The 26161-nt window shown below is 57.2% G+C and carries 17 protein-coding genes; 11 read left to right on the forward strand and 6 right to left on the reverse strand.

Annotation, left to right across the window (positions count from 1 at the left end):
- Positions 1 to 39: 39 nt before the first annotated feature.
- The 3 genes from SH678x_RS20790 to SH678x_RS20800 all read right to left on the reverse strand — a co-directional run bounded on the left by SH678x_RS20790 (position 40) and on the right by SH678x_RS20800 (position 3786).
- On the reverse strand, positions 40 to 468 hold the full coding sequence (locus SH678x_RS20790) for a PilZ domain-containing protein (protein ID WP_496920378.1): 429 nt from the start codon (positions 466 to 468) through the stop codon (positions 40 to 42).
- Positions 438 to 1418, reverse strand: coding sequence for an HD-GYP domain-containing protein (locus tag SH678x_RS20795; protein WP_496920379.1), 981 nt, complete (start codon positions 1416 to 1418; stop codon positions 438 to 440). The genes SH678x_RS20790 and SH678x_RS20795 overlap by 31 nt, the downstream gene beginning before the upstream one ends.
- A gap of 232 nt (positions 1419 to 1650) precedes the next feature.
- Positions 1651 to 3786, reverse strand: a complete 2136-nt coding sequence (locus tag SH678x_RS20800; RefSeq protein WP_496920380.1) for a sigma-70 family RNA polymerase sigma factor — start codon at positions 3784 to 3786, stop codon at positions 1651 to 1653.
- 366 nt (positions 3787 to 4152) lie between these two features.
- Here SH678x_RS20800 and SH678x_RS20805 point away from each other — a divergent pair, with 366 nt between their 5' ends.
- Together SH678x_RS20805 and SH678x_RS20810 are read left to right on the forward strand one after the other, a co-directional pair.
- A complete protein-coding gene (locus SH678x_RS20805) occupies positions 4153 to 4377 on the forward strand; it encodes an antitoxin family protein (protein ID WP_496920381.1) in 225 nt (74 codons plus the stop codon).
- Positions 4377 to 4781: a type II toxin-antitoxin system VapC family toxin gene (locus SH678x_RS20810; protein ID WP_496920382.1), complete on the forward strand. Its 405-nt coding sequence runs from the start codon at positions 4377 to 4379 to the stop codon at positions 4779 to 4781. The genes SH678x_RS20805 and SH678x_RS20810 overlap by 1 nt, the downstream gene beginning before the upstream one ends.
- A gap of 180 nt (positions 4782 to 4961) precedes the next feature.
- Here the strand turns inward: SH678x_RS20810 and SH678x_RS20815 are convergent, their stop codons facing one another.
- Entirely contained in the window at positions 4962 to 5489 is a 528-nt protein-coding gene (locus tag SH678x_RS20815; protein WP_496920383.1) for a hypothetical protein, read from the reverse strand.
- 123 nt (positions 5490 to 5612) lie between these two features.
- Complete coding sequence (locus SH678x_RS20820; protein WP_496920384.1) at positions 5613 to 8810, reverse strand: autotransporter-associated beta strand repeat-containing protein; 3198 nt, start codon at positions 8808 to 8810, stop codon at positions 5613 to 5615.
- A 278-nt stretch (positions 8811 to 9088) separates the two neighbouring features.
- On the opposite strand from SH678x_RS20820, the gene SH678x_RS20825 reads away from it, so the two are divergent.
- Both SH678x_RS20825 and SH678x_RS20830 read left to right on the forward strand, forming a co-directional pair.
- Positions 9089 to 9895, forward strand: a complete 807-nt coding sequence (locus SH678x_RS20825; protein WP_496920385.1) for an SDR family NAD(P)-dependent oxidoreductase — start codon at positions 9089 to 9091, stop codon at positions 9893 to 9895.
- Positions 9896 to 9941: 46 nt separating this feature from the next.
- A complete protein-coding gene (locus SH678x_RS20830; protein WP_496920386.1) occupies positions 9942 to 10631 on the forward strand; it encodes an SDR family oxidoreductase in 690 nt (229 codons plus the stop codon).
- 67 nt (positions 10632 to 10698) lie between these two features.
- On the opposite strand, the gene uvrA is transcribed toward SH678x_RS20830, so the two are convergent.
- The gene (gene uvrA, locus SH678x_RS20835) at positions 10699 to 17904 is read right to left on the reverse strand and encodes an excinuclease ABC subunit UvrA (protein WP_496920387.1); all 7206 of its coding nucleotides are present in this window, start codon (positions 17902 to 17904) and stop codon (positions 10699 to 10701) included.
- Positions 17905 to 18059: 155 nt separating this feature from the next.
- On the opposite strand from uvrA, the gene SH678x_RS20840 reads away from it, so the two are divergent.
- The 7 genes from SH678x_RS20840 to SH678x_RS20870 all read left to right on the forward strand — a co-directional run bounded on the left by SH678x_RS20840 (position 18060) and on the right by SH678x_RS20870 (position 26149).
- A complete protein-coding gene (locus tag SH678x_RS20840; RefSeq protein WP_496920388.1) occupies positions 18060 to 18719 on the forward strand; it encodes an SGNH/GDSL hydrolase family protein in 660 nt (219 codons plus the stop codon).
- A gap of 83 nt (positions 18720 to 18802) precedes the next feature.
- A complete protein-coding gene (locus tag SH678x_RS20845; protein ID WP_496920389.1) occupies positions 18803 to 19675 on the forward strand; it encodes a class I SAM-dependent methyltransferase in 873 nt (290 codons plus the stop codon).
- A 135-nt stretch (positions 19676 to 19810) separates the two neighbouring features.
- Complete coding sequence (locus SH678x_RS20850; RefSeq protein WP_496920390.1) at positions 19811 to 20611, forward strand: TrmH family RNA methyltransferase; 801 nt, start codon at positions 19811 to 19813, stop codon at positions 20609 to 20611.
- A 60-nt stretch (positions 20612 to 20671) separates the two neighbouring features.
- Positions 20672 to 23047 carry an ABC transporter permease gene (locus SH678x_RS20855; protein WP_496920391.1) on the forward strand — a complete coding sequence of 792 codons (2376 nt, stop codon included), beginning with the start codon at positions 20672 to 20674 and terminating at the stop codon, positions 23045 to 23047.
- A 138-nt stretch (positions 23048 to 23185) separates the two neighbouring features.
- Positions 23186 to 24421 carry an efflux RND transporter periplasmic adaptor subunit gene (locus SH678x_RS20860; protein WP_496920392.1) on the forward strand — a complete coding sequence of 412 codons (1236 nt, stop codon included), beginning with the start codon at positions 23186 to 23188 and terminating at the stop codon, positions 24419 to 24421.
- On the forward strand, positions 24393 to 24971 hold the full coding sequence (gene purE, locus SH678x_RS20865) for a 5-(carboxyamino)imidazole ribonucleotide mutase (protein WP_496920393.1): 579 nt from the start codon (positions 24393 to 24395) through the stop codon (positions 24969 to 24971). The genes SH678x_RS20860 and purE overlap by 29 nt, the downstream gene beginning before the upstream one ends.
- Positions 24972 to 24979: 8 nt before the next feature.
- Complete coding sequence (locus SH678x_RS20870) at positions 24980 to 26149, forward strand: 5-(carboxyamino)imidazole ribonucleotide synthase (protein WP_496920394.1); 1170 nt, start codon at positions 24980 to 24982, stop codon at positions 26147 to 26149.
- Positions 26150 to 26161 lie beyond the last annotated feature (12 nt).

Genomic DNA, 26161 nt, shown 5'->3' on the forward strand with positions numbered 1-26161 from the left:
GAGAGTGTTTGGGAGAAAAGAAAACGCCCGCAAGAAAATTTACACTTTCAGCACACGCAAGAACTCCCGATACGCGGCGGGGTTCATGCTGCTTTGCAGGAACATGCCGCCGCAGGCGTAGCATTTGGGTCGCACGCGACGGCAGCGCGAGATCTGCACTTCGAGTGGGCCGTAATCTGCGAACATCACGGTGACGCGCTCTTTGGGATAAAGCTGAATCGGGCTGTAGAAACCGGTCCCCATGGGGGAAACATCGATCGTGTACGCACCGAGGGTTTCGCTGCCGCGTTTCACTGCGACGTGACCGCGCACACGAATCCGCCGATAGCGCCGACGGGAATCAGGCGACGTTGGGCTCGCTCCGCTGATGCCGAAGTAATCCTCCTCAGCGCAGGGCAACTCGGCACGTGCGTGGACGTTCTCCCACATCGGGCTACTTATTGTTGCTGATAGATGTTCTTCCAACATAGCACCACCTTAGGGTCAAAATGTTTCGCCGCATTGTCGGCCAAATAGAGCAATGTCTCGGGTACGCGATTCTTACGACGATAGGTTTTCTTGGAGATCATCGTATCGAATACGTCCGCCACGGCCAGGATGCGAGCCCATTCGTGAATCTCTTCCCCTTCGACACCGACGGGATAGCCGCTGCCGTCGAACCGTTCCTGCTGCTGATATATCATCATCAGCGGGCCGAACTTGACCAGCGAATTATCACACAGCTTCTCATAACCGAGCTGCGGCGACTTCTCCAAGAGCTCGCGTTCCTGCACGGTCAGGCGGCCAGCCTTGTGGACGAGATCTTGCGGCATAAACAGCTTGCCGAATTCATGCAGCAGCGCGCCGAACGCGATCTCGGCATGTTCCTGGGGATCGTCCCAGCCCATCTGCTGGGCAAGCAGCACGCAATAGGCAGCGACGTTCACTAGGTGCGTTGCCCGCGAGTCGTCGCGGAGCGATTTTTCATAAAGTTCGCTCGCGGTGACGGGGCTGTCTTTGAGCAAGGTAGCAATTTGCGGGCTGACTTGCCGAGCGATATCCACAAACTTGTCAGCATAGATGCGCCTGGCGTTATGTTCGAGCGAATCCCACACGGCGAGTTGCAAGAGCGCGAAACGCTCGGCAATGCCAATGCGATTGTTAAATAGGATCGTATCGATGTGTTTTGCGATGCTGGCCGAGGCAAGGGGTAAATCGCCGCGACGGATGAGAATCGTTTGGCGATTCTGCAGCAATTCGGCCTGCTTGGTGCTATATGAAACTTGTGCGCCACGAATGAGCGTCGGCGACATCACGCCGGATTCGCTTGCATAGAGATCGATCTTCGCGAAAGTCGGCAGCTGCAAAGCATGACCGGGAATCGACACATAACCGTCGATTTGAGAGTCATTCTTGTGTTCGGAAACAGCAGCGCTCACGGCATTACTCGCGGATCGTACCCGCTGGTCAAGCGCTATCCACTATGGTTCACCTCCGACCAGTCACACTACAATAGGTCGCCGTTTTTTGGCGTCAAACACCACCACCCGAAGTGCGGGAACGATTGTACCGTCTCTATGCTCAGTAGGAGTGGTAGCTTGCGCAATCGTTGCAAGTCAACTTGCCCGCAGAAAGCCGCTCCTAACTCTACGACTTGCCGCCGCTGCTCCATCAGAAACCAGGAAACGGATTGTCGTTATTGTTTTCGTTCGGATCGAACGGGCCCGGCTGCTGTGGAACCTTATTCGTTTCCTCATCCTGAGAGCCGTAGTAAGTAATCTGTATCTTGGCGTCCGGATGTTCTTTCTTCAGATTCTTGAGTACCTCCACTTCAGCATCGATCACCGACTTGCCCATCACTTTGACCCGGCCATAATTGACACCCAACGCAAGAGTTCCCATCGGTTCGACAATATACACGTCTTCGATGGCCTCTTCAGGATCAACGCCTATAGCCCGAATGAAGACGCGATCGCCTGGCTGCAGCGACAGGGCACCATCGTGCTTCGTGCGGAATTGCACAGACTCAAAATTTCGGCCCTTAACTCTCCAGTTCGCGGCTTGATGAGCGTCCACAGCGACCTCGGCTTGTTTGACAGCAGCGGCTATTTGGCTTGTCGTGACTGCCTTCGCTGCTTCCTCGGCTGCCGCAGCAGAATGAGCGACAGCAGCAAAAGTACCTTGTTCCGCCGCTCGCTTGGCGATGGCTATGCCGTCTTCCGCATGCTTAGCCGCTTGCTCGAAAACAATTGTCTTGGCCTGCTCGGCCTGTTGAGCAGCTTGCTTCTTGATACCTTCGGCTTGCTGCTTCATCGCTTTTTCGAGTTGCTTGATCTCCTCCTTCTGGCGTTCGACCTGCATCCGTAATTCTTCCGCCTCGGCCATCAACAACTTCTTGCGCGACTCCCTGAGCAAGACTTCCTTTTCTTCACCTTGAACATCAAACGATTCGATCTCTAACTCTTTGCTCTCCAGTTGCAATTCCGCAACCTTGGCTTCGTGCGTTCTGAGCTTTATGTTTGCTTCGAAATTCAAACCGCCCAGTTGCACGTCGACAGGTTGAATGACAGGAACACGATATGTTGGTGCGTAGTAAGGGCTTGGCTGTGGAGGTGAATAGACCATATCAGCAGGCATTAAAGGTTGTGGCACTCTCATTTGCACAGGTTGCGCGGTCCGTGTGGGTGCGACACGGCGCTCTAGGACGAGAACACCCTTCTCATCCTTTTTCTCGGCAAAGGCCCATTCCTGTTTGGTTATCTTGTTTTGAACTTTCTGATTCGCAACCTGTTTGTTCGGTTCCTGCTTTTCCTCGGCCACATCCTTGCCGACGGTCACTTCGACGGCGGCTTCATCTTCGCCTGTGACGTTGGCCGTGATTTGCACGGTATTGGCCGCGGTGAGATCGATCGCTGGCGCTGATGGTGTGCCCTTGCCGCCATCGCCTGCTGAATCAATGGCGAGGCTTGCCGAAACGGCTCCTAACAGGGCAACAGCCAACACGACGGGTTTGGTAAACGATGCAATGGTCATGGCGACTGTTCCTTGATCAGCGAGTTGAATCACTTGGGATGAAACGGTGGTCGAAATTTTCGCGGCCGAAGCGGCACCGGCGGCCCAACCGGCCGCGCCGGTCACGGTGATGCCAATCAGCTTCGGAGTTACGGCGGCGGTCGCGGTTTTCAGCGGCAGCGACATCGTTCCCATGGCAACCGACAAGCTAAACCCGCGGCGAATCAATCGATGCCGCAGCACTTGCCGGCCCCGGGCCAAACGCCCTTTGATCGATTCCAGCGAGCAGCCGAGTTCGTCGGCAATCACGCGGCGGCTTTTACCTTCCAAATAACACAGAATCAGCGGCTGTTGATACTGTTCGGGCAATGTGTGCAGTTCTTCCATCAATACGGCCCGTTGTTCGTGCTGCTCGATCGCTTGGAACTTGTCGTCAATCGACGACAACTCCTCGGCGACCAAATCGGAAAGCGGTTTGGGCTTCGAGGCCATCCGTGCCCGCAACGCGGTGCGATAAGCCACGCGATACAGCCAGCCGCAAAGCGAATCGCTCGAACGGATCGACCGTGCTCGCTTGGCGAGAATAAAGAACGTCGATTGAAAGGCGTCTTCGATTTCGTGATGCTCACGCAGCACTTGCCAGCAAACCGCCCAAACCAAACGGCCATGCTTTTCGACCAAAGTGGTGAAGGCGGCCTGATCGTTATGCCGCGCGAATCGCATCAGCAGTTCGCCATCAGTGATGGCAATGGCTGGGATCAGCGTCTTGGCGGCAGGTTGTTGTGTCAGTTCCATGGGCTCCTCTACACCAATAGAGTCGCTGGCCGCGGCAAACGGACCGCAAATTTCGAGAAAATTTCTGAAGCCGAGGCATCCGACCCTAGATTTACTGCGATTTTCAACCAAATTCCTCTGGCTGAGGTCTGTGACTTCGGACCTAGATCTCGTGCTGGCTGACGGCTTTACCACCACGGGCTGTGGTTTGGGCAAAACGACCGCGCGTTTTTTTTGTTGGGGGTTCTCTCTCCGTGGCGTGCCATGAAGAGAGTTCCAGCCCATGCGACATTATCGAGATTTGAGAAGGGAAGGGGAGTGGTCAGTTTTGGCCGGGGCGCACGTTAAAACTGGACGCATCTCTATGCCACGAGATATACTAAAGTTATGAGCGAGCCCATTTCCGCCATTTTCGATGCTGGAGTTTTTCGTCCGCTGCAGCCTGTGGACTTACCGAACGGTGCTCGCGCCGAGGTAACTCTCATCACACCTTCAACATCAACGGCCAATCAATGGCCTGTCGGTTATTTCGAGCAAACTTCGGGCGCACTTACTGGCGAACAGCTTGAGCGCCCCACACAGGGTGATTTGCCACAGCGGGATCAATGGTGATGTCCTATCTATTGGATACCAATAGTTGGATTCACTATCTCAAGCATTCGGATAGTGCCATTCGCACACGACTCGAAGCGTTGCAGCCAACAGATATCTTTTGCTGTTCGATTGTCCGCGCCGAACTACTGCATGGAGCAGAGAAATATGGCAACCGCGATCGCCGCGTGGCGAAGGTCGTCGATACACTTGCACCCTTTGCATCCTTCCCATTCGATGACGATGCGGCGGCACATTATGCACTCATCCGGCATCAACTCGAAATCACTGGCCAATTGATCGGACCGTTCGATCTACAAATAGCAGCGATTTGCTTGAGTCGTGACTTCACGCTCGTTACAAATAACCTGTCCGAGTTTGGGCGTGTTCCGAATTTGAAGGTCGAGGATTGGCTGACCAGTTAGACCTGGGCAAAGCCAATTGAGACTCGCCCACACTCTCCGGGCGCTCACGTTGACGGCTCGCCGGTGAATAACCCAACGCTAGCGCGTTTCGGCTCACTCTGAAGAAATGCCGGACATTGACATGCCCGGCTCGCCGTGAAGACCCTCACCGAACCTCTCCCGGAGGGAGAGGGATATTTTCTACGTCCAGAATGGCGGGCTCAACAGCGTCATCTCGGGATCGGCGGTGGGGTAGAAGGCGATGCCGGGGGCGCTCGCCGTGCTGAGGTCGCGGGGGTTCCAGCCGAGGGCTGTGGCGAGTCGCTCCCACCGCTGGCTTGTCAGGTGTGAAAACACGGCGGTGATTTCTTGCGGATGGTCGACGTCGCCGAAGCCGCGCAAGATCGGGCCGTTACGTTCTCCGGTGAGGATTCGCACGGACCGTTTGTCGCGGACCCGGCTGGTGGGGCCAAAGGTGCTCAACTCGCTGTGAGTGACCTTGAATTCTTTGAGGCTTGGGTAGTTGGCGCTCTCAATCTCGTCGGAATCAAATTGCAAATAACTGACGAAAGCGAGCCCCAGCGCGGTGAGATCGCAGGCTTGGGCCTCGTTGCCGAACGCGGTGAGAGCCTTGGCCGTGAGGGTTCGCATTTCCGGCTGGCTCGACCAAAGGGTGAGTTGCAGCGCCGAAGCGAGGCCGAGATTGTCGACGTTGAAAGTGGGGGGCATGAAGGGGCATTCTCAATGTGATCGGCTGGGAGTCGTTTAATATAGCCGAAGTTCAACATGCCGTAAGAACTGCCGGGCACATACATGCTCCAGCTCGCCGAAGAAGCCGACGCGAGCCAGTGATTAGACCCGCTGGGAGGCACAGAAGCAGATTGCAAGAGAAACTAACAACAATGCAGCGGGTTCGGGCACTGCGGTGCTTGTCGCTTTGAGAGAATTCACACCGTAGTTCATCTGCCAGTCAGCCAAATCTCCGACCGAAGGATTGCGCTGCCAAGCCAGAAAGTCACGACCATCCACGTCGCCATCACCATCAAAATCGCCATCGATCCCGGCCAGAAAGTTCGAAAGCATGACGCGCCCATTTGCATAGTCGTAATCAATTTCAAACGATCCGCTGCCATTGGCGATCGCAATACGCGACCCGTCGGCGACGTTTGCGAATTCCCCGACCAGAGTGCCCGCACCCAGAATTGAAAATGTTTGGGACGATTGGGGGACAAAGCCGCTGGATAGCGAAATCGAAAGATCGCCCAGCAGTTGTGCGGTGCCGGTCACGGCAAGCTTATTAAGCGTTGTTCCACCGGCGAATTCCACTTGTAAGGAAGCTCCAACCGAATGCTGGTAGTTGCCGGTGATCGTCATCACGCGCTCTTCACCGAGAATTTGACCCGAGAGAGCCAGGTCGAGTTGCGCGGCGGTCAGATTTGTGTCCGACAACACAAAGCCATCGAGAATGGTGCCGACTTCGCGACCATAGACAGCGAACTGTTGAGTACCGCTGGTTAATGAATAATCGATGCCAGAGTTAAGCGGAGGACTCACTCCTGCGAGAGGAGTCAGCGATGGTGATACCAAGTTCCAGACCGCTTGATTGCCTGGGTTGGCATACGTCTGAACTTCCTCGTAGTTGCTGGGAGTAGCGAACAGAGAATTCGCCTGTGCGGATACAAAAAAACTATTGTTACCCCCGGTTTGCGTGGCGGGGTCCCCTGGAATCGGCGAGACGGCGGGTTCTGCGGTCCTGGCAAACAAGTAATAAGTCTTCGTCGCGGGGATCGTTAGCGAGGAGCTCGCGATACCAGTGGCCACGGGAAGCGATCCGCCAACATTGCTTAGCAGGACGATGCCTCCACCATTCAGATCGGAGCCATTGTAGGATCCTCCCGCGCCAGTTCCATGCTGAGAATTATCAAAGACGGCCCAATCGCTGCCGAGCGAAAGGTCTTCTGCTTGGATGGCCACAACTTGGGCGAGAGGTTGGATTTGTCCTTGGGGAATGACGACTGCCCCTGCACCTGCGGTGACATTGCCAACAATGTTTCCCGCCCCGGTGAGTGTTTTTCCCGTTGAGAGATGGAGTCCACCCACCGCCGAAACATTAAGTGTTGTTCCCGCAGCAAGTGACACACCGCTGGTTTGCGAAAGCGCGCTCCCCGTGACAACGACTTGTCCAGCTTCGATCTGCGTGGGTCCGTTGTAGGTTTTGGTGCCAGAAAGTGTGAGCGTACCAGCTCCGACCTTACGAAGGCTCCCCGAACCCGAAATATTGCCACTGATTAGCCCGGAATAGCCCGCGGTGTCGAACGTCCCTCCTGAAACACCTAATGAGGTCGGAACGCTAATGTCGGGAACTCCAGCAGCACGAAACGTGCCGCCGTTGAGAGACAATAAGGCCGTGCCTCCCGCACTAGCGACGGTGCCAGTCTGAAGTGTTCCTCCCAAATTGACGGTCAGTGTGCCACTCTGGCCCTGGGAACCGATCAAGACCCGGCCCGCCGTTAGCGTGCCTCCGAGATTTCCAAGACCGGCGCCAATTGTGCTCGTGCCGGCGAATGTTACCGTGTCAAATACGTCGAGCGTCCCATCGTTAAGAGAGAACGATCCCCCCACGTTCAAGCGACGGGCAAACGCCTGGCCAGCAGAAAGAGTGACGGCATTAGTCGTGTTCACTTCGTCGGCCAAAGTCGGAACCGCGCCGCCCCAAGTCGATGCCGATGTCCAGGCGCCTACTTGCGCCGTCGTCTGTGAGGTGCCGATTGCTCCCAGTACATTGATGTATTCTTCCAGCCGCGTGTAGCCAAGATTGAGATTCTTCCAATCTGAATTGTTGGCTGGACTGAGCCCGCGCGAAAGTTCCCAGTTGTCCGCCATTCCATCATTGTCGGCATCCGTAAGGCGAGCCCGCGGGTTGCGGTAGATGGGATTCGTGCCGTAATTGGGAAACAGGTCGCTTTCGCGAACAATCACGCCTCCCAGCGTGCCATAACTAGCGACTTCCTGCATGAGACGCGTATCGACCGTATCGCGGACAATCGAGGGGCCAGCGTTCTGCATGACATACGAAACGGCCTGCTGGGCCGTCATGGTAGGTAAGGTTGGAAAGGCATGAGGCGTGGTTACTACGTTTGCGCCGGGGTAGGTCGTGTTCAATGCGCCGTCGAGGATGCCGTTGCGATTATCGTCAACCCAGTTGTCGTTAGCATAGATATGAAATGAGCTGGTGCCACTGGCAAACGGTGAACTACCATTGACCGGACCTTCGATGAAGTAATTGCCTTGGACATTGGCATGCGAGGTAGCCGTCGTGTCGCCCATGATGTAGCCAGACGATTCGTAGCCGTAGACGACGTTGTTGATGAACTCGTTTTCGCCACGGACTTTCGGATTACGTGTCACATTGTCGGCGAACAAGCTCTTGATGATGCTGAACTTTCGTCCATCCCCAAGCGTCATCAATCCGCCCGTGCTATGGCCCACCACATCGAGTCCTTGACCGATAATAGAATTCTGGATCGTGATGTCATCGATGACTTGACCAGAATCGGGGTTGATATCAAAAGTACCGTCGACGCCCCACGTAATCGACATGTGGTCGTACATCATATTCGTGCCGCGAACAATGGACGCCGCATCGACGCGACCGGGGGCGGAACCCATACGAACAGCCCAATGCCGGCTAACCAGATTGTTGGCACCGTGAAATGCCACGCGGTTGCCATACACCTGAATCCCGCCGGGCGCGGTTTGGCCCGCGATCGTGATATTGCTGGCAACAGTGAGAACGCTGTTAAGATTGATGATACCCCCCACGTCGAATACGACAAACCGATTGGGTTGGCTCAGCGCGTCGCGAAATGATCCTGAACCCGAATCGTTGAGATTCGTGACGTGATAGACACTAGCGGCCGAGATATTCGTACGCGCGCCCGTTGCATAACGGCCGAAACCCTCCGCTTCGGGAAAGGCCAACACCTGTGCCTCGGCACGAACCAGAAATGGTAGGAAAAATACAAGGACAATGATTAGCAAACGTGGCATGAGTATCCGTTCGCAATGAAGCTCTAAAGAAGGCCAAAGAGAAAAGATTATAAGTGATGCCATTCCGGGCCTTTTCTCGATTGTAGTTGTCGCTTGAAAAAACGGGCAATTCACTTGCGAGCGTGGACACCTATTTTGCAAGAATTCTTGCTTAATCTTGTCTGAATTCTGGGACTTGTGGAAATCCCCGGCACTTACGTAATCCCGTTCACCCTCTGTACGATAATGTATTCGAGCCTCGAAGAGGCTGGTTGTAGAGATCACATGGGACAGCATCTATGGTTGAAGAGCAGCAGGCCGGGGGGCGGAAGCCGTTGGCGGTCGTGACCGGCGTGACGGGGGGGATTGGCTACGAGCTGGCCAAGCAGTTTGCCGAACATGGTTTCGATTTGTTAATCACCGGGCGTAGTGATTCGATCTTCGCCGCGGCGGAGTCGCTCGCCAAGTCGGGGGCGCAGGTCGAAGCGCTGCAAGTCGATCTCGTGCGTTACGACGAAGTTGAGAAACTCTACGCCTGGATAAAATCGCATGGACCGGTGGAGGCAATCGCGCTCAACGCGGGGGTGGGGCTGGGGGGCGACTTCCTGCGCGACACGACGCTCGAAGAGAATCTGGATATGATCGCGCTCAACGTGACGGCGGTGGTGCATTTGGCCAAGTGCGTCGGCGAAGATATGGTGCGGCAAAAGCGCGGCAAGATTTTGATCACCGCCTCAACTGCCGCGGTGATTCCCGTGCCGTTCCTGTCGGTCTACGCAGGTTCGAAGGCGTTCGTGCATACGTTTGCGATTTCGCTAGGAAGCGAGCTCAAAGGAACGGGAGTGACGGTGACATCGCTAATGCCCGGTCCGACGGAAACAGGTTGGTTCAGCCGTGCCGAAATGGATGAGAGCAAACTTGGTCGGATGAAGCGCGACGATCCGGCGCAAGTTGCTCGCCAAGGATTCAACGCGCTGATGGCGGGACGGGCGTATGTGATTGCCGGTTCGTTTATGAACCGTCTGCAAGTGCGGCTTGCGAAGCACGGTTCGCTGAAGTTGGTGCTGTGGATGAGTAAGTATTTCAGTCGGCCGGATGGGAAGTAGGGATTGCGGGTTTGGATCTGGGGGCTGGGGATTGGAGGAGGATGATATGCAAAAGACAGCGTTCATTACTGGTGCGAGCCGTGGGCTTGGGTTGCAGACGGCGAAAGAACTTCACGAGTACGGGTATCAGGTGATCCTTGGCGTCCGTTCGGATGACGCGGGGGCGAAGGCCGTTCAGACAGTGGGCGATAACGCGCAGTTCGTCGTGATCGACGTTGCCGACTCGGAAAGCATTCGCGCCGCGGCGGAACAAGTCGGCAAGCGGATCGGTCAACTCGACGTGCTCGTAAACAACGCCGGGATTTATCCCGACGAAGGGGTGTCGATTCTCGACAGCACGCGCGAACAGTTCCGCGAAACTTTCGAGACGAACACGTTTGGGCCGTTGATCGTCGTGCAGGCGTTCTTGCCGTTGTTGCGAAAGTCGCCGGCCGCACGGGTGGTGAATGTCTCGAGCGGCTATGGGCAACTCGGCGGATTGAGTGCCGACGTGCCGAGCTACTGCTTGTCGAAGCTCGGGCTCAACGGTGTGACGCTGATGCTGGCCGAGAAACTGCGAAGCGAGCGGATCGCGGTGAATTCCGTTTGCCCCGGTTGGGTGCGAACCGACATGGGCGGAGCGAACGCAACGCGAAGCATCGAAGAAGGGGCAGCAGGAATCGTGTGGCTCGCCGTCGAAGCCCCGCACGATCTCACGGGGAAGTTCTTTCGCGATGGGGCGGAGATTGAGTGGTGAAGAAAATCGGTCGGGGGTTAGGAGTTAACGTCGGAATTCGAGATTCGCGAAAACAATCCACAGGCCCTTAGCGCGGGGCGGTGCTAGCTCCGCGGACGGCTTGCAGGTGCTCGGCGAGAAACTCGGCCAGGTCGCCCATGTGGAGATGATCGCTTTTGACGAAGCGAAATTTCACCTGATCGAGCCCCAAGTCGCTGTTGGTGATGGCACGCTGCGAGGCCATCTCGGCGATGCGGCCCGTGGCAAACGCCCCCGCCGGTCCGTTCAAGACAAGATCGATTCCTTCGAGCCGCTTGGTGTGAACGGTCGCCCAGGGTTCGCGGCGACCGGGTACCATCAGATGGACCACTTGTTGGTTGTTCCAGAGGAATTGGGGGGATGATGTTGCGTCGTCGCCACCGCCCGCTGAAGCGGGCTCGCCGGAGGCGGTCTCGCCTAGCATTTCCAGGAGTTCTTCGAGGACGTCGATGTTCCAGGCGGGGGCTTTTCCCGGGGGGAAGCCTTTCCGTGCGAGATGCCATTTGCGTCCCAAGACTTTCCAGGGCATCACGTCTTCAGGATTCTGCTGGACGCGCTGAGTGAATTTGCGAAAGCCAGCGATTGCCTTCTCGAGAAATTTCCAAAACTCAGGCGTGTCGATCTCTTCCCAACTGTGCGCGCCGATTTCCACTTCTTGGAACGGGCCGCGCAAGTTCTTGCACTTCACGCGCGGGCCGTGGCCGTAGGCTTCGACTTCGGGGATATCGTTGAGCGGCTTGAGGTTCAGATCGACAACCAACTCATCGCGTTGGAAAGTTTTCTTCGCTGTGCGGAACTTGAGTTTCACGAGCCATTGCTCGCCGGTGATCGCGTGGAAGAACCAGCCATCGCTTTTCTTCGGGCCGCAGATTTCGACGATCGTGCGGGTGTTCCAACTGGTGGCGCTGAACCCGCCGGCATCTTGTATCTTTTGCTCGATGACGTCCAGGATCTTACCGTCCCAACGGCAAGGGGCACCACTGCGGCTCACACGTTCGCGGGTGTGCCAACGATGGCCGTCGACTTCCCACGGCATTTTGACTTCAGCACCCAAATCGGCGATTTCAAGATCATCCGTGCGTTCCTCTTCTTCGGCGGCGAAGTTGTAGAGGGCACGCTTCTTGTGCGGTCCCGCGGCGAGAACAGGAACGAGGGCGAGGGCGGTGTGAGAGAGTAATGAGGATGGGGGAAGGGGGAGGGGGGAAGCAGATTTTCCTTTCTTTTTCTCACCGCCCGCTGAAGCGGGCTCGCCTGCGATGATTTGTTCGGGGGTGCCGATGCGAACAACTTGGCCGCCGGCGCTGCCGGCTTCGGGGCCGATGTCGATGATCCAATCGGCTTGCTTGATCACGTCGAGATTGTGTTCGATCACCAGCACCGTGTTGCCGAGATCGACCAAACGATGCAGCACCTCCAAGAGCTTGGCGATGTCGTCGAAGTGCAAACCGGTGGTTGGTTCGTCAAGGACGTACAACGTCTTGCCGGTGTCGGGGCGGGAAAGTTCCGCGGCGAGCTTCACGCGCTGGGCTTCACCGCCAGAAAGCGTCGCGGCACTTTGGCCGAGGGCGACGTAATCGAGTCCCACGTCGCATAAAGTCTGCAAAGTGCGGCGGATCTTGGGGATGTTCTCAAAGATTGTCAGTGCTTCCCCGCACGACAGTGCGAGCACGTCGGCGATCGAGCGGCCGCGGTATTGCACTTCGAGCGTTTCCGGATTGAACCGTTTGCCGTGGCAGACTTCGCAATCGACCCACACGTCGGGGAGGAAGTGCATTTCGATGCAGCGCTGGCCAGCCCCTTCGCAGGCATCGCAGCGCCCGCCGGGGACATTGAAGCTGAACCGCCGCGCGGAATAGCCGCGCAGTTTGGCCTCGGGGAGCTGCGAAAAGAGTTGGCGAATCAACTCGAACACGCCAGTGTAGGTCGCGGGATTCGACGACGGCGTGTTGCCCAAAGCGCGCTGATCGACGCGGATCACTTTGTCGATTTGCTCGACGCCGACGATGCGGTCGTGCCCACCGGGATTCGTGCTCGCGCGATGCAATGTTTTTGCGAGTTGATTGTAGAGCACGTCTTCGACAAGCGAGCTTTTGCCGCTGCCGCTCACGCCGGTGACGGCGGTCAGCGTGCCGAGTGGAATTTCGACGTCGATGTTCTTGAGGTTGTTGTGGCGGGCGCCGCGGATAATGAGGCGCGGCCAATCGCGCTTTGCCCGGCCCGCTGAAGCGGGCTCGGCCTTTTTCTTCGCGCGCGACTTCTTAGGTGCAGGTGTATCTGATTCAGTTTCATTGCCGATTCGGCGATTCGTGGGCACGATGATCGCCTTCTTGCCGGAGAGGTATGGGCCGGTGACGGAGGTACGGCTCTTGGCGACTTCACTTGGCTTGCCACGCGCGACGACTTCGCCACCCAAACGTCCCGCGGCGGGACCGAAGTCCAAGAGTTGATCGGCGCTTTCGACGACTTCGCGGTCGTGCTCGACAACGAGCAGCGTGTTGCCTAGATCGCGCAGGCGATGCAGGGCGGTGATCAAACGAGTGTTGTCACGAGGATGCAGGCCGATTGTCGGTTCGTCCAAAACATAAAGAACGCCACACAGGCCGCTGCCGACTTGGCTGGCAAGGCGAATGCGTTGCGATTCGCCACCGGAAAGGGTCGGAGCCGAGCGGCCAATCGTGAGATATTCGAGTCCCACTTCGTTGAGAAACTTGAGACGGTTGCCGATTTCGCGAGTGAGCTCGCCGGCCACTTTCTTTTCGCTCACCGTGAGTTTCCAGCCTTCCACTTCATCGATCAAACGACCCAGCGGCAACCGGCAATACTCGCCAATCGTGCGGCCCTGAAAACGGACCGCCGAGGAGTCGTCTCGCAAGCGGCTACCACCGCATTGGCTGCATTCGATTTCGTCGACCAACGAATCGAGCGCCGCGCGTAAGCGAGGCGATACGCGCGAAGCTTCTTCGAGCGCGGGGTAGAGGCCTTTGTATTGGAAACGAAAGTTAATAGGTGCTGGGCGTTGGGCGCTAGTCTTTTTCTTTTCTGAACTCGCGCCTAGCGTCTCGCTACTCGCAACTACATTGATCCACTCGTCGCCGGTGCCGTACATGACGAGTCGGCGATGGCGCGGCGACAGTTGTTCGAACGGCACATCGATGGGCAAGCCCGTGTGAGCTGAGAGGCCGACGAGCATCGCGGCGAACAGCGGCTTCTTTACGCCGGGCCACGCGAGTACGGCTCCCTCGGCCAAGGTCATTTGGGTGCTCCGCATCAACGCGGCGGGGTTGGCCCCCACTTCGGTTCCCAAGCCTTCGCACGCCCCGCACCAACCGAGCGAATTGTTGAACGAAAAATGATGTGGCGAGAGGGCTTCGAAGCTGCGACCGCATTGGCTGCACACGCGGTGCTGACTGTGAACTTTGGTGACCCAGCGATTCTCGGGCACTTCGGCTTGAGCAATTGCGATGTGCATCACCCCTCGACCCAGCGACAGCGCGGCTTCCACGCTTTCGGCCAAACGGCTACGACCCTCTTTGCGAACTGTCACACGGTCGACGACCACTTCGATTTTGTGTTTGCGGCGGCGGTCGATAACGGGGGGGTTATCTAATTCAAAAGTTTGATTGTCGATGCGAGCGCGAACAAAGCCGCTGGCTTTGAGCGTTAGCCACAGCTCTTCGTATTTCTGACCCGTCGCGATTTCGAGTGGGGCCATGATGTAGAGCTTCGTACCATCCCCTTCGGCGAGGATCGCGTCGATCACTTCGTCGACGCTCTGCGTGCCGATGGGAAGATCGCACTCGGGGCAATGCATTCGCCCGAGTCGTGACATGAGAATGCGGAAGTAATCGTAGATTTCCGTGACCGTGCCAACGGTCGAACGAGGCGAATGGCCGGTCGTGCGTTGTTCGATGGCGATGGCGGGGGACAAGCCTTCGATCGATTCGACTCGCGGTTTTTGCAGTTGGCCGACGAACTGACGAGCGTAGGAACTCAAACTTTCGACGTAACGACGCTGACCTTCGGCATAGATCGTATCCATCGCAAGCGAGCTCTTGCCGCTGCCGCTCGGTCCGCAGCAGACGGTGAATTCGTCACGAGGAATCTTGACGCTCACGTGCCGGAGGTTGTGTTCGCTGGCGCCTTGGACCACGATGTGCGTGGCTTGTTTGACGGCTTGGCGTTTGGTGGATTTTTTGGGGGTGGTCTTAGCTTTTGGGTCGAGATAGGGGGCGAGGGCGGCGGCGGTGTGAGAGATTTTTACACCGCCCGCTGAAGCGGGCTCGCCGGACACGATTTGTTCGGGGGTGCCGGTGGCGACAATTTGTCCGCCGTGTTTGCCGCCGTCGGGGCCGACGTCGATGATCCAGTCCGCGGTTTTGATTACGTCGAGATTGTGTTCCACGACAAGCACGGTGTTGCCCGCATCGGCGAACTCATGCAGCACTTTGAGCAGCAACTCGATGTCGGCGAAGTGCAACCCCGTGGTTGGTTCATCGAGCAAGTAGAGCGTACGGCCAGTGGACTTCTTAACCAACTCGCGAGCAAGCTTGATCCGCTGCGCTTCCCCCCCGGAGAGCGTCGGCGACGGTTGGCCGAGCTTCACATAATCGAGGCCCACGGCGTGGAGCGTTTCCAACTTGTGGCGAATTTGGGGGATGTTTTCGAAGTGGATGAGTGCTTGCTGGATGTCCATCTCCAAAACATCGGAGATCGATTTGTCCTTGTATTTGATTTGTAGCGATTCGTGATTGAAGCGATGCCCCTGGCAGATGTTGCAGGTGATCCAAACATCGGCGAGAAAATCCATTTCGAGCTTGTTCGCGCCGTTCCCACTGCACGCTTCACAGCGTCCGCCGGCGACGTTGAAGCTAAAACGGCCGGCCTTGTAACCACGCTTCTTCGCTTCGGGAAGCTGCGTGTACAGCGTGCGGATGTCGTCAAAGACTTTGATATAGGTCGCCGGATTGGAGCGGGGTGTGCGGCCGATGGGGGACTGGTCGATGGCGATCATCTTGTCGAGATGCTCGAGCCCTTCGATGCGGTCGTGCTCACCGGGTTCGCCTTTGCCGCCGTTGAGATCGCGCCGCAAGGCTTCGACCAAAATATCACTCACCAGCGAGCTCTTGCCGCTGCCGCTGGCGCCGGTCACGCACACGAAGGCCCCAAGGGGGATTTCCATTGTGACGTTTTTGAGATTGTTGTGGCGGGCGTTGACGATGCGGAGGCAGGGGGTATTACTGAGTGCGCCGCCTTCGCCGCTCGCACCGCCCGCTGAAGCGGGCTCGCCTGTGAGGCGGCGTTTCTGGGGGACTTCGATCTTTCTTGTGCCGGCGAGGTAGTTGCCGGTGACGCTGTCTTTTTTCTTGGCGACTTCATCAGCTGTGCCGACGGCCATCACGTGGCCGCCTCGCACCCCTGCACCGGGACCGAAATCGATGATTTGATCCGCGGCCCGCATGGTGTCTTCATCGTGTTCGACGACGACAACGGTGTTTCCCTGATCGCGCAGGCGTTCGAGGGTCGAGATCAACCGGTCGTTGTCACGCGGATGCAAACCAATCGACGGTTCGTCCAAGATATAAAGCACGCCGACCAAACCACAACCGATTTGTCCCGCGAGGCGGATGCGCTGGGTTTCGCCGCCCGAGAGCGTGGGGGCCGTGCGGTCGAGCGACAGGTAATCGAGCCCCACATTGGTGAGGAAGCCCAACCGACCGCGAATTTCTTTGAGAACTTCGCCCGCGATTTTTTGTTGCGTCGCATCAAGCACGAGGGCGCTGAAGAATTGCTCGGCCTCGTCGATGGGTAAATGACAAACGGCCGGCAAAGTCTTTCGCGCTCCGTCGCCGAAGTTTTCGTTCGCGGTCGTGAGCGTCACAGAGCGGGCTTGTGGGTTGAGCCGCTTCCCTTCGCAATCGGGACAGCCGATCACGTTCATAAACTCTTCGAGTTTGGCGATCAGCGCTTTGCTTTTGGCGTTGCGATACTTTTCTAACTGTTCGGGAATCAACCCCTCGAACGTGCCGCCATATTTCTGCGAACTCTTGCCCGCACGCCAAGTGAAAGTAATATGCTCGCTGCCAGTTCCCCACAGCCAGAGATATTGCTGTTCGGGGGTGAGGTCCTGCCACGGCGTGTCGGTGAGGGCATTCTCGGGCAATTCGAGCTTGCGCTCCATCGTCTCGGCGACACCTTTGTAAATGTGTCGTTTCCAACGGCCCACGTCTTTCCAAGGGCCGATGAGTTCGATGCAACCTTCGGCGAGCGATTTCTCCGGCGCTGTGACGAGTTTTTCGGGATCGAAGCTGAACATCGTCCCCAGGCCATCACACTCGAGGCACATCCCCTGCGGGCTGTTGAAGCTGAATAGTTGCGGCGAGGGGGGTTGGAAGCTCAAGCCGCAGTGATTGCAGGCGTAGTCGGCAGACATGAGGATGTCGCCGGTTGGTGCGCTGCGTTTACCCTTGCGTGGTAGTTCCGCTGAAACTTCGGTCTCGGTGGCCTCTTCACCGCCCTTTACACCGCCCGCTGAAGCGGGCTCGCCGGCGATGATGAGATTGCCTTCGCCTAATTTGAGGGCGAGCTCGACGGCTTCGGCCAGGCGCGTGCGAATGTTGGGTCCGTTGACTAAGCGGTCGATCACGACTTCGATGTCGTGGCGCATCTGACGGTCGAGCGAGAGATTGTCGGAAAGCTGCACGACATTGCCATCGACACGGGCTCGCACGAAACCTTGCTTGAGCAGGTCTTCGCAGAGATCGCGGAACTCGCCTTTTTGTCCACGCACGATGGGGGCTAGGACCAAGAACTTCGTCTTGTCGGGAAGCGCCTGAATTCGGCCGATAATTTCTTCGCGCGACTGGGCGGTAATCGGTCGGTCGCACTTCGGGCAGTGTCCTTGACCGACGCGAGCATACAGGACGCGCAGGAAGTCGTAGATCTCGGTGATCGTGCCGACGGTCGAACGGGGATTGCTGCCTGCGGCTTTTTGTGCGATCGAAATCGACGGGCTCAAGCCGCTGATGTGATCGACGTCGGGCTTGGGCATCTGGCCGAGGAATTGCCGCGCGAACGTGGAAAGACTTTCCACGTAGCGGCGCTGTCCCTCGGCGTAGAGCGTGTCAAACGCGAGCGAACTTTTCCCACTGCCGCTGACGCCAGTCAGGCAAATGAGTTTGTTCCGGGGGAGGATCAGGTCGACGTCGCGGAGGTTGTGTTCCCGCGCGCCTTTGATGATGATATCGGAGGCGGGCATACGTCCGTGTGTGGTTCCGGTTGGGGGCTGCTAGCCGCGTTTGGAAATCGCGGAAATAGCGAACCAACTATTATAGCGAGTTCCCCACCGGAGGCGACTGCTGCGTTTTCAATCTCACGATCTCGCTGCCAGCAGCGGGGCTAATGGAGGCACCCATGATCCGATTTGCATTCGTAATATTAGCGCTGATCCCCAGTTTTGGCGTTGCCAAGGAATCCAAGCCGTACGACACCACGAAGTGGAAGGCCGCGATTGACAAATTTCTTGCGGCGGACGAGGCCCAGCCGACCGAGCCGGGGGGGATCTTGTTTGTTGGCAGTTCTAGCATCGTGATGTGGGACCTGGAGAAGTCGTTCCCCGGCAAAGGGTATCTCAACCGCGGGTTCGGCGGGTCGGAAATCGCTGATTCGGTGCATTACTTTTCCGATCTCGTGACCAAACACAAGCCGCGGCTGGTCGTGTTTTACGCAGGGGACAACGACATTGCGGCGGGCAAATCTCCCGAGCAAGTTCACGAAAATTTTCAAGCGTTCGCCAAAAAGCTGGAAAGCGACCTGCCGGACACCAAGCTAATTTACATTGCGATCAAGCCGAGCATCGCCCGGTGGAAGCTCGCCGACAAAATCCGTGAGGCCAACGATCTGATTAAGGCGGAGTGCGAGAAGAATGAGAAGTTCACGTTTCTGGATGTGTGGCCTGTGATGCTCAACGACGAGGGTGAACCGCGCGAGGATATTTTTCTGGGAGACGGTTTGCACATGAACGACAAGGGTTATGAGGCGTGGGTGGAGTTGGTTGGGCCGAAATTAAATTAACCACCAAGGGCACAAAGGGCACAAAGATATTTCAATCGAGAATGTAAGAGTCTCAACTTCGTGTCCTTATTGGATTAGTGGTTATGAATTCTTTGCCCGACTACGAACTGCTTGACTTTGGCGGGGGGAGGAAACTCGAACGCTTTGGCGAGTGGGTATTGGATCGTCCCGCGCCGGGGGCGGATGGTTTGCCCAAGCATCGCGAGCTGTGGCAGTCGGCAACGGCACGCTACACGGGCGATCGTACGACGGAAGGGAGTTGGAAACCCAAGACGTGGCAAGTACCGAGTTGTGAGTTGCGCGTGAAGTTGGATGCAGAGAAGCAATTTCAGCTTTTGCTTTCCGCGTTGCCCTCGGGGCAGGTGGGGGTGTTTCCGGAGCAGCTTGCGAATTGGGCTTGGATTGCTAAACAGGTTGGTAGACTCGCTAAGCCGCAAGCGGTGGTTAAGGTTTTGAATCTGTTTGCTTATACGGGGGGAAGTACTTTGGCGGCGGCTTGTGCGGGGGCCGAGGTCACGCACGTTGATGCAGCGAAAAGCATGGTCGAACGTGCGCGGGATAACGCGAAACTTTCGGGACTTTCCGATGCACCGATTCGCTGGATCGTGGAAGACGCCGTCAAGTTTTGCCAGCGAGAAGTGAAACGCGGTAATCAGTACGACGCGATTATTCTCGATCCCCCCACGTATGGACACGGGCCGAAGGGGGAAGCGTGGTCGATCAAACGCGATCTGCTGCCACTCTTGGAATTTTGTCGTGAACTGACGGCGGGGCGATTGAAATTCGCACTCTGCACCTGTCACACGCCGGGGATTGATGCCGCGGAACTGAGTGCGTATCTCTCGGATGGCATGTTCGGGCACTGTGGCCAGCCTCCCGCAACCGGTACGCTGTATTTAACCAGCAGCGATGGGCGGAAGCTGGAGAGTGGGACATTTGCACGTTGGCCACGGTAAGAATAGAACGCGGATAGACGCTGATTAGGCAGATTGGCACGGATCAAATAAACTTTAGGTGAATTGTCCTTTTATCCATGTGTTTTTAATCAGCGAACATCCGTTAAATCCGCGTTCATCTGCGTTCCATTCCTCATGCCCCGTCAAGAAATCACTAGCCGACAGAATTTGCGGATCAAGGACGCGGCGAAGCTGCGCGAAGCTCGGCAGCGGGCGAAGCAAGGGCGGTTCATCATTGATGGGGTCCGTGAAATCGGAAGGGCGCTGGATGCGGGGATTTCTTTACTCGAAGTGTTTATTTGTCCGCCGCTGTGCGGTTCGGATTCTGCTCAAGAGCTTGTGCCGCGGCTGGAAAAGTGTGGGGCGGTCGTTGCCGATGTGACGCCAGAAGTTTTCGAGAAGTTGTCCTTCGGCGAGCGAAGCGATGGCATTGTGGTTGTGGCCTCGACTCCCGAGCGGAGCATCGATCAGTTGCAGCTTCCCGAGCGGCCGTTGATCGCGGTGCTTGAGGGTTTGGAAAAGCCTGGCAACGTCGGAGCCATATTGCGCAGTGCCGATGGCTCGGGAGTCGATGCCGTGATCGTGGTGAACGCGGCAACGGACTTGTTTAATCCGAATACGATCCGCGCAAGTGTGGGGACCGTGTTTGGAAAGCAAGTGTGTCTCGCATCGGTGGAAGAAACCTTGAATATGGTGCGTGAATGGCAAGTGCCGATCATTGCAACGCGGCCCGACGCGACCATGCTTTACAGCGAAGTCGATTTTCGCCAAGGGGCGGCAATCGTGTTGGGCACCGAAGCAACCGGGCTCACCACGGCGTGGCAGCAAACGGATGTTGTTGGCGTGCGACTCCCCATGCGCGGGATTGCCGATAGCCTGAACGTGTCGACCACCGCGGCGGTTTTGTTTTATGAGGCCCAAAGGCAACGGGAGTAAGATTATGTACCCCACACAAGCCCAGGGATTGCAATCCCTGGGCGTTGCATAAAATTTGTTATGCACCTGCCCATCTCCGCGCTCGACCGCAAGACGCTTCGCGATCTTTGGCACATGAAAGGCCAAGCGGTCGCGATCGCGCTGGTGATCGGCTGCGGCATCGCGCTCTTCACACTTTCTCGCAGTTTGCTGCATTCGCTCGAGCTGACGCAGTCGACTTATTACGACCGGTTTCATTTCGCCGAGGTGTTTGCTTCGCTCAAGCGGGCACCCGATGCGCTGGCCGAGCGGATCGCCGAAATTCCCGGCGTGGCACGTTTGGAAACGCGGATCGTCATCGGCGTGAATCTCTCGGTGCCCGGCCTCACGGAACCAGCCACAGGCCGATTGGTTACGGTGCCTGATACCCGCGAGCCGCTGCTGAATCAAATTTACTTGCGGCGGGGAAGTTGGCTCACGCCGCGTGCCGACGACCAAGTGATCGCGAGCGAAGCGTTCGCCGATGCCAATCATTTGGAAGTCGGCGATTCGATTTTCGCGGTGATCAACGGGCGGCAAAAGAAACTGCGGATCGTGGGCATTGGGCTGTCGCCGGAGTTCATCTACGAAATCAAACCGGGCGACATGCTCCCCGACAACCAACACTTTGGCGTGTTCTGGATGAACCACGAAGCGCTCTCCACGGCATACAACTTAGAAGGGGCGTTTAACGACGTTGCGATCTCGCTGATGCGGGGGGCGAATGTCGCGGAAGTGCTGTTTCGCTTGGATGAATTGCTTGAACCTTACGGCGGGTTGGGGGCCTATGCCCGTAAGGATCAGCCATCGCACATGTTCGTGGATAATGAAATCGAACAGAACCGTCAGCTCGGCTTGGTTATGCCGTCGGTATTTCTGGGCGTGGCGGCTTTTTTGTTGAATGTTGTTTTGACGCGCACGATCAACTTGCAACGCGAACAGATCGCGGCGCTCAAAGCGTTTGGTTACAGCAATCTCGAAATCGGTTGGCATTATCTCAAGCTCGTACTGTTGATCGCCATCGTGGGGCTCTGCTTTGGAATTCCTTGCGGGGCGTGGTTTGGCAGCGTCGTCACGGGGATGTACGCCAAGCTGTTTCACTTTCCCGAGTTTCATTACCAACTGACTTACAACGTGGCCCTCACGGCGGCGATTGTGTGCATCGTGGCGTCGGCGCTGGGGGCTTATGGCGCGATTCATCGGGCGGTGTCGTTGCCCCCAGCGGAAGCGATGCGCCCGGAACCACCCACAAGTTTTGGCCCGACGCTGCTCGAGCGATTGAATCTTGGGCATTTCCTGTCGCCCGTGATGCGGATGATCGTGCGGCAGCTGGAACGCCATCCCGTGAAGACGGGGCTTTCGGTGTTTGCGATATCGTTGGCCGTGGCGATTGTGGTGCTGGGCAACTTCATGGAAGATGCCGTGAATTACGTGCTCAATGCTCAGTTCAACGAAGTGCAGCGTTATGACATGTCGCTCACGACGATTGAACCGATGAGCGACACCGCGATCCATGAAGTCGCCAACATGCCGGGGGTGTTGTATTGCGAACCAGTGCGTGGTGCGTCGACACGCATGCGGCATGGCTCGCGCAGTCGGCGGGTGAGCATTCAAGGCTTGCCGGCGGAGAGCAAACTTTATGGATTGATCGACATCAACGGCACGAACATTCCGCTGCCTCCCGACGGATTGATAGTCTCCGAGAAACTGGCCGAGATTTTGGATGTGAAGGTGGGAGAATCGGTGCAAGTGGAAGTGCTGCAAGGGAAGCGGCCGGTTAAAGACGTACCGATTGTGGGTGCTTTGCAAGATTTTTCCGGCGTTTCGTCTTACATGAATATCAATGCACTCGCGAAACTCTTACGCGAGGGGCCGACGATCACCGGGGCGAATATGATCGTCGATGCCAAATACACCGACGAGTTGTATCACGAGTTGAAGTTGGTCCCCGCCATCGCGGGGATCACGATCAAGAAACATGCCATCGAGAGTTTCAACAACACCGTGGCCGAAAACTTGATGACGATGAAAACGATCAATCTGTTTTTCGCCTGCGTGATCGCTATCGGCGTAGTTTACAACAGCGCGCGAATTTCGCTCTCGGAACGGAGCCGTGAGTTGGCGACCTTGCGCGTGATCGGCTTCACACGCGGCGAGATCTCGTCGATACTGCTGGGAGAGCTAGCAATCATCACTCTGCTGGCCGTGCCGCTGGGGATGTGGATCGGGTATAAAATCGCGGGGGGCTTGGTGGCGCTGTTGGATTTGGAGTTGTTCCGATTTCCACTGGTGATTGAGCGCAGCACTTATGCCCTCGCGGCGGGAGTGGTGATCGCGGCCTCGCTGATTTCGGGGCTGCTCGTGCGGCGGCGGCTTGATGAGTTGGATTTGGTCGCGGTGCTGAAGTCGCGGGAATGAATCATGATGCAGTCATCCTGAGAGAGGCTCACCGACCGAAGGATCTGGTTGACACTAGCGAAAACGATGGAACATCTAAGGGAATGGAAGCTAGATTCTTCAGTCGCCTAGGCTCCTTCAGAATGACAGAATAAAAGTATGAGATCAAAATTTCGCAAGCTCTCGCTGGTGCTCTTGGCGGCGGCGATTGTCGTGGCTATTGGTTGGGGATTGGTTCCCGAGCCGGTCGCCGTCGATTTGGCCGAGGCTACGCGCGGTAAGATTGAAGTGACGGTCGATGAAGATGGCAAGACGCGGATTCGTGAAAAGTATGTCGTGTCGGCCCCGCTAGCGGGGCGTGTATTGCGGATCGACATGGATCCCGGCGACGAAGTGGAAGCCGACGACACGCTGCTAGCCGTGATTGAACCGCGCGATCCGGAGTTATTAGATGCCCGCACGATTGCTCAAGCGGAAGCCCGGGTGAAAGGTGCCGAGGCCTCGCTCGAAAAGATGGAACCGCTGCTCGAAGAAGTGACCGCCGCGCAGCAATACGCCGAGTCGGAGCTCAAGCGAGTCCGCGAAGTTGAGAAAAAGAATCCCCAAGCGGTCTCGGATTCGGATATCGAAAGCAAACTGCTTGCCTCGCGCATACAGGCAGCTTTGTTGCGCTCGGCGCAGCAAAATAAGGAGATTGCTAAGTTCGAGTTGGCGCAAGCACGCGCGGCGCTGATGCGTTCGCGGCCACCCTCGGAGAATCCGCCCTCGCAGACGGTATCAGAAGAAACGAATGGCTGGAATTTCCCGATTCGTTCCCCTATCGATGGGCGGGTACTGCGGGTATTTCAAGAAAGCAGTGCCGTCGTGGCTCCAGGCGCCTCACTGTTAGAGTTGGGTGACCCCACAGATTTGGAGGTCGAGATCGACGTGCTGTCCCGGGATGCGGTCAAGGTGCAACCGGGGGCTTTGGTGTATCTGGAACATTGGGGAGGGGATCACACGCTGCAAGGCCGGGTCCGACTGGTCGAGCCTTCGGCGTTTACCAAGATTTCCACCTTGGGAGTCGAAGAGCAGCGGGTGAACATCATTGTTGATCTGGTCGATCCCCCACAAGAGCGGACCGAACTTGCCGACGGGTTTCGCGTGGAAGCGCGGATCGTGATTGCCGAGGCCGAAGATGTGCTCAAAATCCCCACGAGCGCGTTGTTTCGAGTGGGCGATAAGTGGGCCGTGTTTCGAGCCGAGAATGGGGTGGCCCGCGAGCAAATTGTGGAAGTCGGATTGCAAAATGGTTTGGAAGCAGAAATTCGCGACGGGCTTTCCGCCGGGGATTTGGTGGTGATGCACCCGGGGGATGACGTGGTGGATGGCACGAAAATCGTGCAGCGGCGCTAAGCCGCGAGCGGGTGGTTGCGTTGACAAGGCCTCGCGTGCTGCGGAAGATGGCGGCATGGCTGAAGCACCAAAACCACTTGTCGGCGTCATCATGGGGAGTCGCAGCGATTGGGACACCATGCGCTTGGCGTCCGAATTGCTCACCGAGTTTGGCGTCGAACATGAATCGCAAATCGTGTCGGCACATCGCACGCCCGAGTGGATGTGCGAATACGCGAAGAGCGCTGAAGGCCGCGGGCTGGAAGTGATCATCGCCGGGGCGGGGGGGGCCGCGCATTTGCCGGGAATGGTGGCCGCGCTGACGGTGCTGCCCGTGTTGGGTGTGCCGGTTGAAAGTCACACGCTCAAGGGGATGGATTCGCTGCTCTCGATCGTGCAGATGCCGGGAGGCGTACCCGTGGGGACGCTCGCCATCGGCGCGGCAGGGGCTAAGAACGCCGCACTGCTGGCCATTCGCATTCTGGCGGGGAGTCGCCCGGAATTGCGCGAAAAGCTGCACGCTTTTCATCAGCAACAAACCGATCAGGTTCGCCAAGATAAACTCTCGTGAGTGCCACGATGGCCGACACTCTTCGCCGCTACATGGCAACTTCATTGGAACCTGGGGCCAGGCTCGGCATGTTGGGGGCCGGTCAACTGGGCCGCATGTTTGCGCTCGCGGCCGCTAGACTGGGTTATCACGTTCACGTTTTTTCGCCGCGCGTGGATAGTCCGACGGGGCAAGTCTCGCATCGTGAAACGGTGGCCAACTATACGGACGTCGAAGCGCTCGCGAAGTTCGCTCAATCGGTCGACGTGGTGACACTCGAGTTTGAGAACATTCCCACGGAGGCAATTGAAGTCGTCGAAAAATATGCCCCCGTACGGCCATCGCGGTCGGTGCTGTACGTCACGCAAAATCGTTTGCGAGAGAAGCAGTTTCTCACGAAGATCGGCGTGCCGTGCGCGCCGTTTGCCGAAGTGAATTCGCTCGCCGATTTGCAAGCGGCCATTCAAACAATTGGCGTCCCGGCGGTGTTGAAGACGGCCGACTCGGGGTACGACGGCAAAGGCCAAATTACGATACAAAGTGCCGATGAAGCTGAGGCTGCTTGGGAATTCGTGGGCGAGCAACCGGCGGTCCTCGAAGGTTGGATTGATTATCAGCAAGAACTGTCGGTGATTGTGGCACGCTCGACGACGGGCGAAATCGTCACCTGTGGGCCGATTGCCAACGATCATGCGAATCATATTCTCGACGTGTCGCGATTTCCGGCCAAGGAATTGGCAAGCGTTGCCGATTCGGCTCAAGCGATGGGCCGTGCGATTGCCGAGCAGTTGGATTTAATTGGCGTATGTTGCGTGGAGATGTTTCTCACACGCGATGGTGAACTCATCGTGAATGAAATCGCCCCGCGGCCTCACAATTCGGGGCATCTCACGATTGAAGCGTGCGTGACTACTCAATTCGAACAGCAAGTGCGGGCCATCTGTGGCCTGCCGTTGGGTTCGATGGAACCGCACACACCCGCAGCGATGGTGAATCTGCTGGGTGATCTGTGGGAGAAGGGCGAGCCCGATTGGCTAGAGATGCTCGCCGTGCCGCGCGGGTATTTGCATCTTTATGGCAAGACCGATGCGAAGCCGGGGCGGAAGATGGGGCACTTCACGGTTTTGGGGGATGAAGCGGCGCGGTTGGCGATGGAAGCGCGGCAAAAACTCGCACGGCAGCGGGACGCTGCCGGCTAACATTTCGGGACC

It is taken from the genome of Bythopirellula superficialaquae (assembly GCF_059632245.1).

What these genes read in the sequence shown, in the direction of transcription:
- SH678x_RS20790 (WP_496920378.1), bottom strand. Translation starts at nt 468, where the DNA reads ATGTTGGAAGAACATCTATCAGCAACAATAAGTAGCCCGATGTGGGAG.
- SH678x_RS20800 (WP_496920380.1), bottom strand. Translation starts at nt 3,786, where the DNA reads ATGGAACTGACACAACAACCTGCCGCCAAGACGCTGATCCCAGCCATT.
- SH678x_RS20805 (WP_496920381.1), top strand. Translation starts at nt 4,153, where the DNA reads ATGAGCGAGCCCATTTCCGCCATTTTCGATGCTGGAGTTTTTCGTCCG.
- SH678x_RS20810 (WP_496920382.1), top strand. Translation starts at nt 4,377, where the DNA reads ATGTCCTATCTATTGGATACCAATAGTTGGATTCACTATCTCAAGCAT.
- SH678x_RS20815 (WP_496920383.1), bottom strand. Translation starts at nt 5,489, where the DNA reads ATGCCCCCCACTTTCAACGTCGACAATCTCGGCCTCGCTTCGGCGCTG.
- SH678x_RS20820 (WP_496920384.1), bottom strand. Translation starts at nt 8,810, where the DNA reads ATGCCACGTTTGCTAATCATTGTCCTTGTATTTTTCCTACCATTTCTG.
- SH678x_RS20825 (WP_496920385.1), top strand. Translation starts at nt 9,089, where the DNA reads ATGGTTGAAGAGCAGCAGGCCGGGGGGCGGAAGCCGTTGGCGGTCGTG.
- SH678x_RS20830 (WP_496920386.1), top strand. Translation starts at nt 9,942, where the DNA reads ATGCAAAAGACAGCGTTCATTACTGGTGCGAGCCGTGGGCTTGGGTTG.
- uvrA (WP_496920387.1), bottom strand. Translation starts at nt 17,904, where the DNA reads ATGCCCGCCTCCGATATCATCATCAAAGGCGCGCGGGAACACAACCTC.
- SH678x_RS20840 (WP_496920388.1), top strand. Translation starts at nt 18,060, where the DNA reads ATGATCCGATTTGCATTCGTAATATTAGCGCTGATCCCCAGTTTTGGC.
- SH678x_RS20845 (WP_496920389.1), top strand. Translation starts at nt 18,803, where the DNA reads ATGAATTCTTTGCCCGACTACGAACTGCTTGACTTTGGCGGGGGGAGG.
- SH678x_RS20850 (WP_496920390.1), top strand. Translation starts at nt 19,811, where the DNA reads ATGCCCCGTCAAGAAATCACTAGCCGACAGAATTTGCGGATCAAGGAC.
- SH678x_RS20855 (WP_496920391.1), top strand. Translation starts at nt 20,672, where the DNA reads ATGCACCTGCCCATCTCCGCGCTCGACCGCAAGACGCTTCGCGATCTT.
- SH678x_RS20860 (WP_496920392.1), top strand. Translation starts at nt 23,186, where the DNA reads ATGAGATCAAAATTTCGCAAGCTCTCGCTGGTGCTCTTGGCGGCGGCG.
- purE (WP_496920393.1), top strand. Translation starts at nt 24,393, where the DNA reads ATGGCACGAAAATCGTGCAGCGGCGCTAAGCCGCGAGCGGGTGGTTGC.
- SH678x_RS20870 (WP_496920394.1), top strand. Translation starts at nt 24,980, where the DNA reads ATGGCCGACACTCTTCGCCGCTACATGGCAACTTCATTGGAACCTGGG.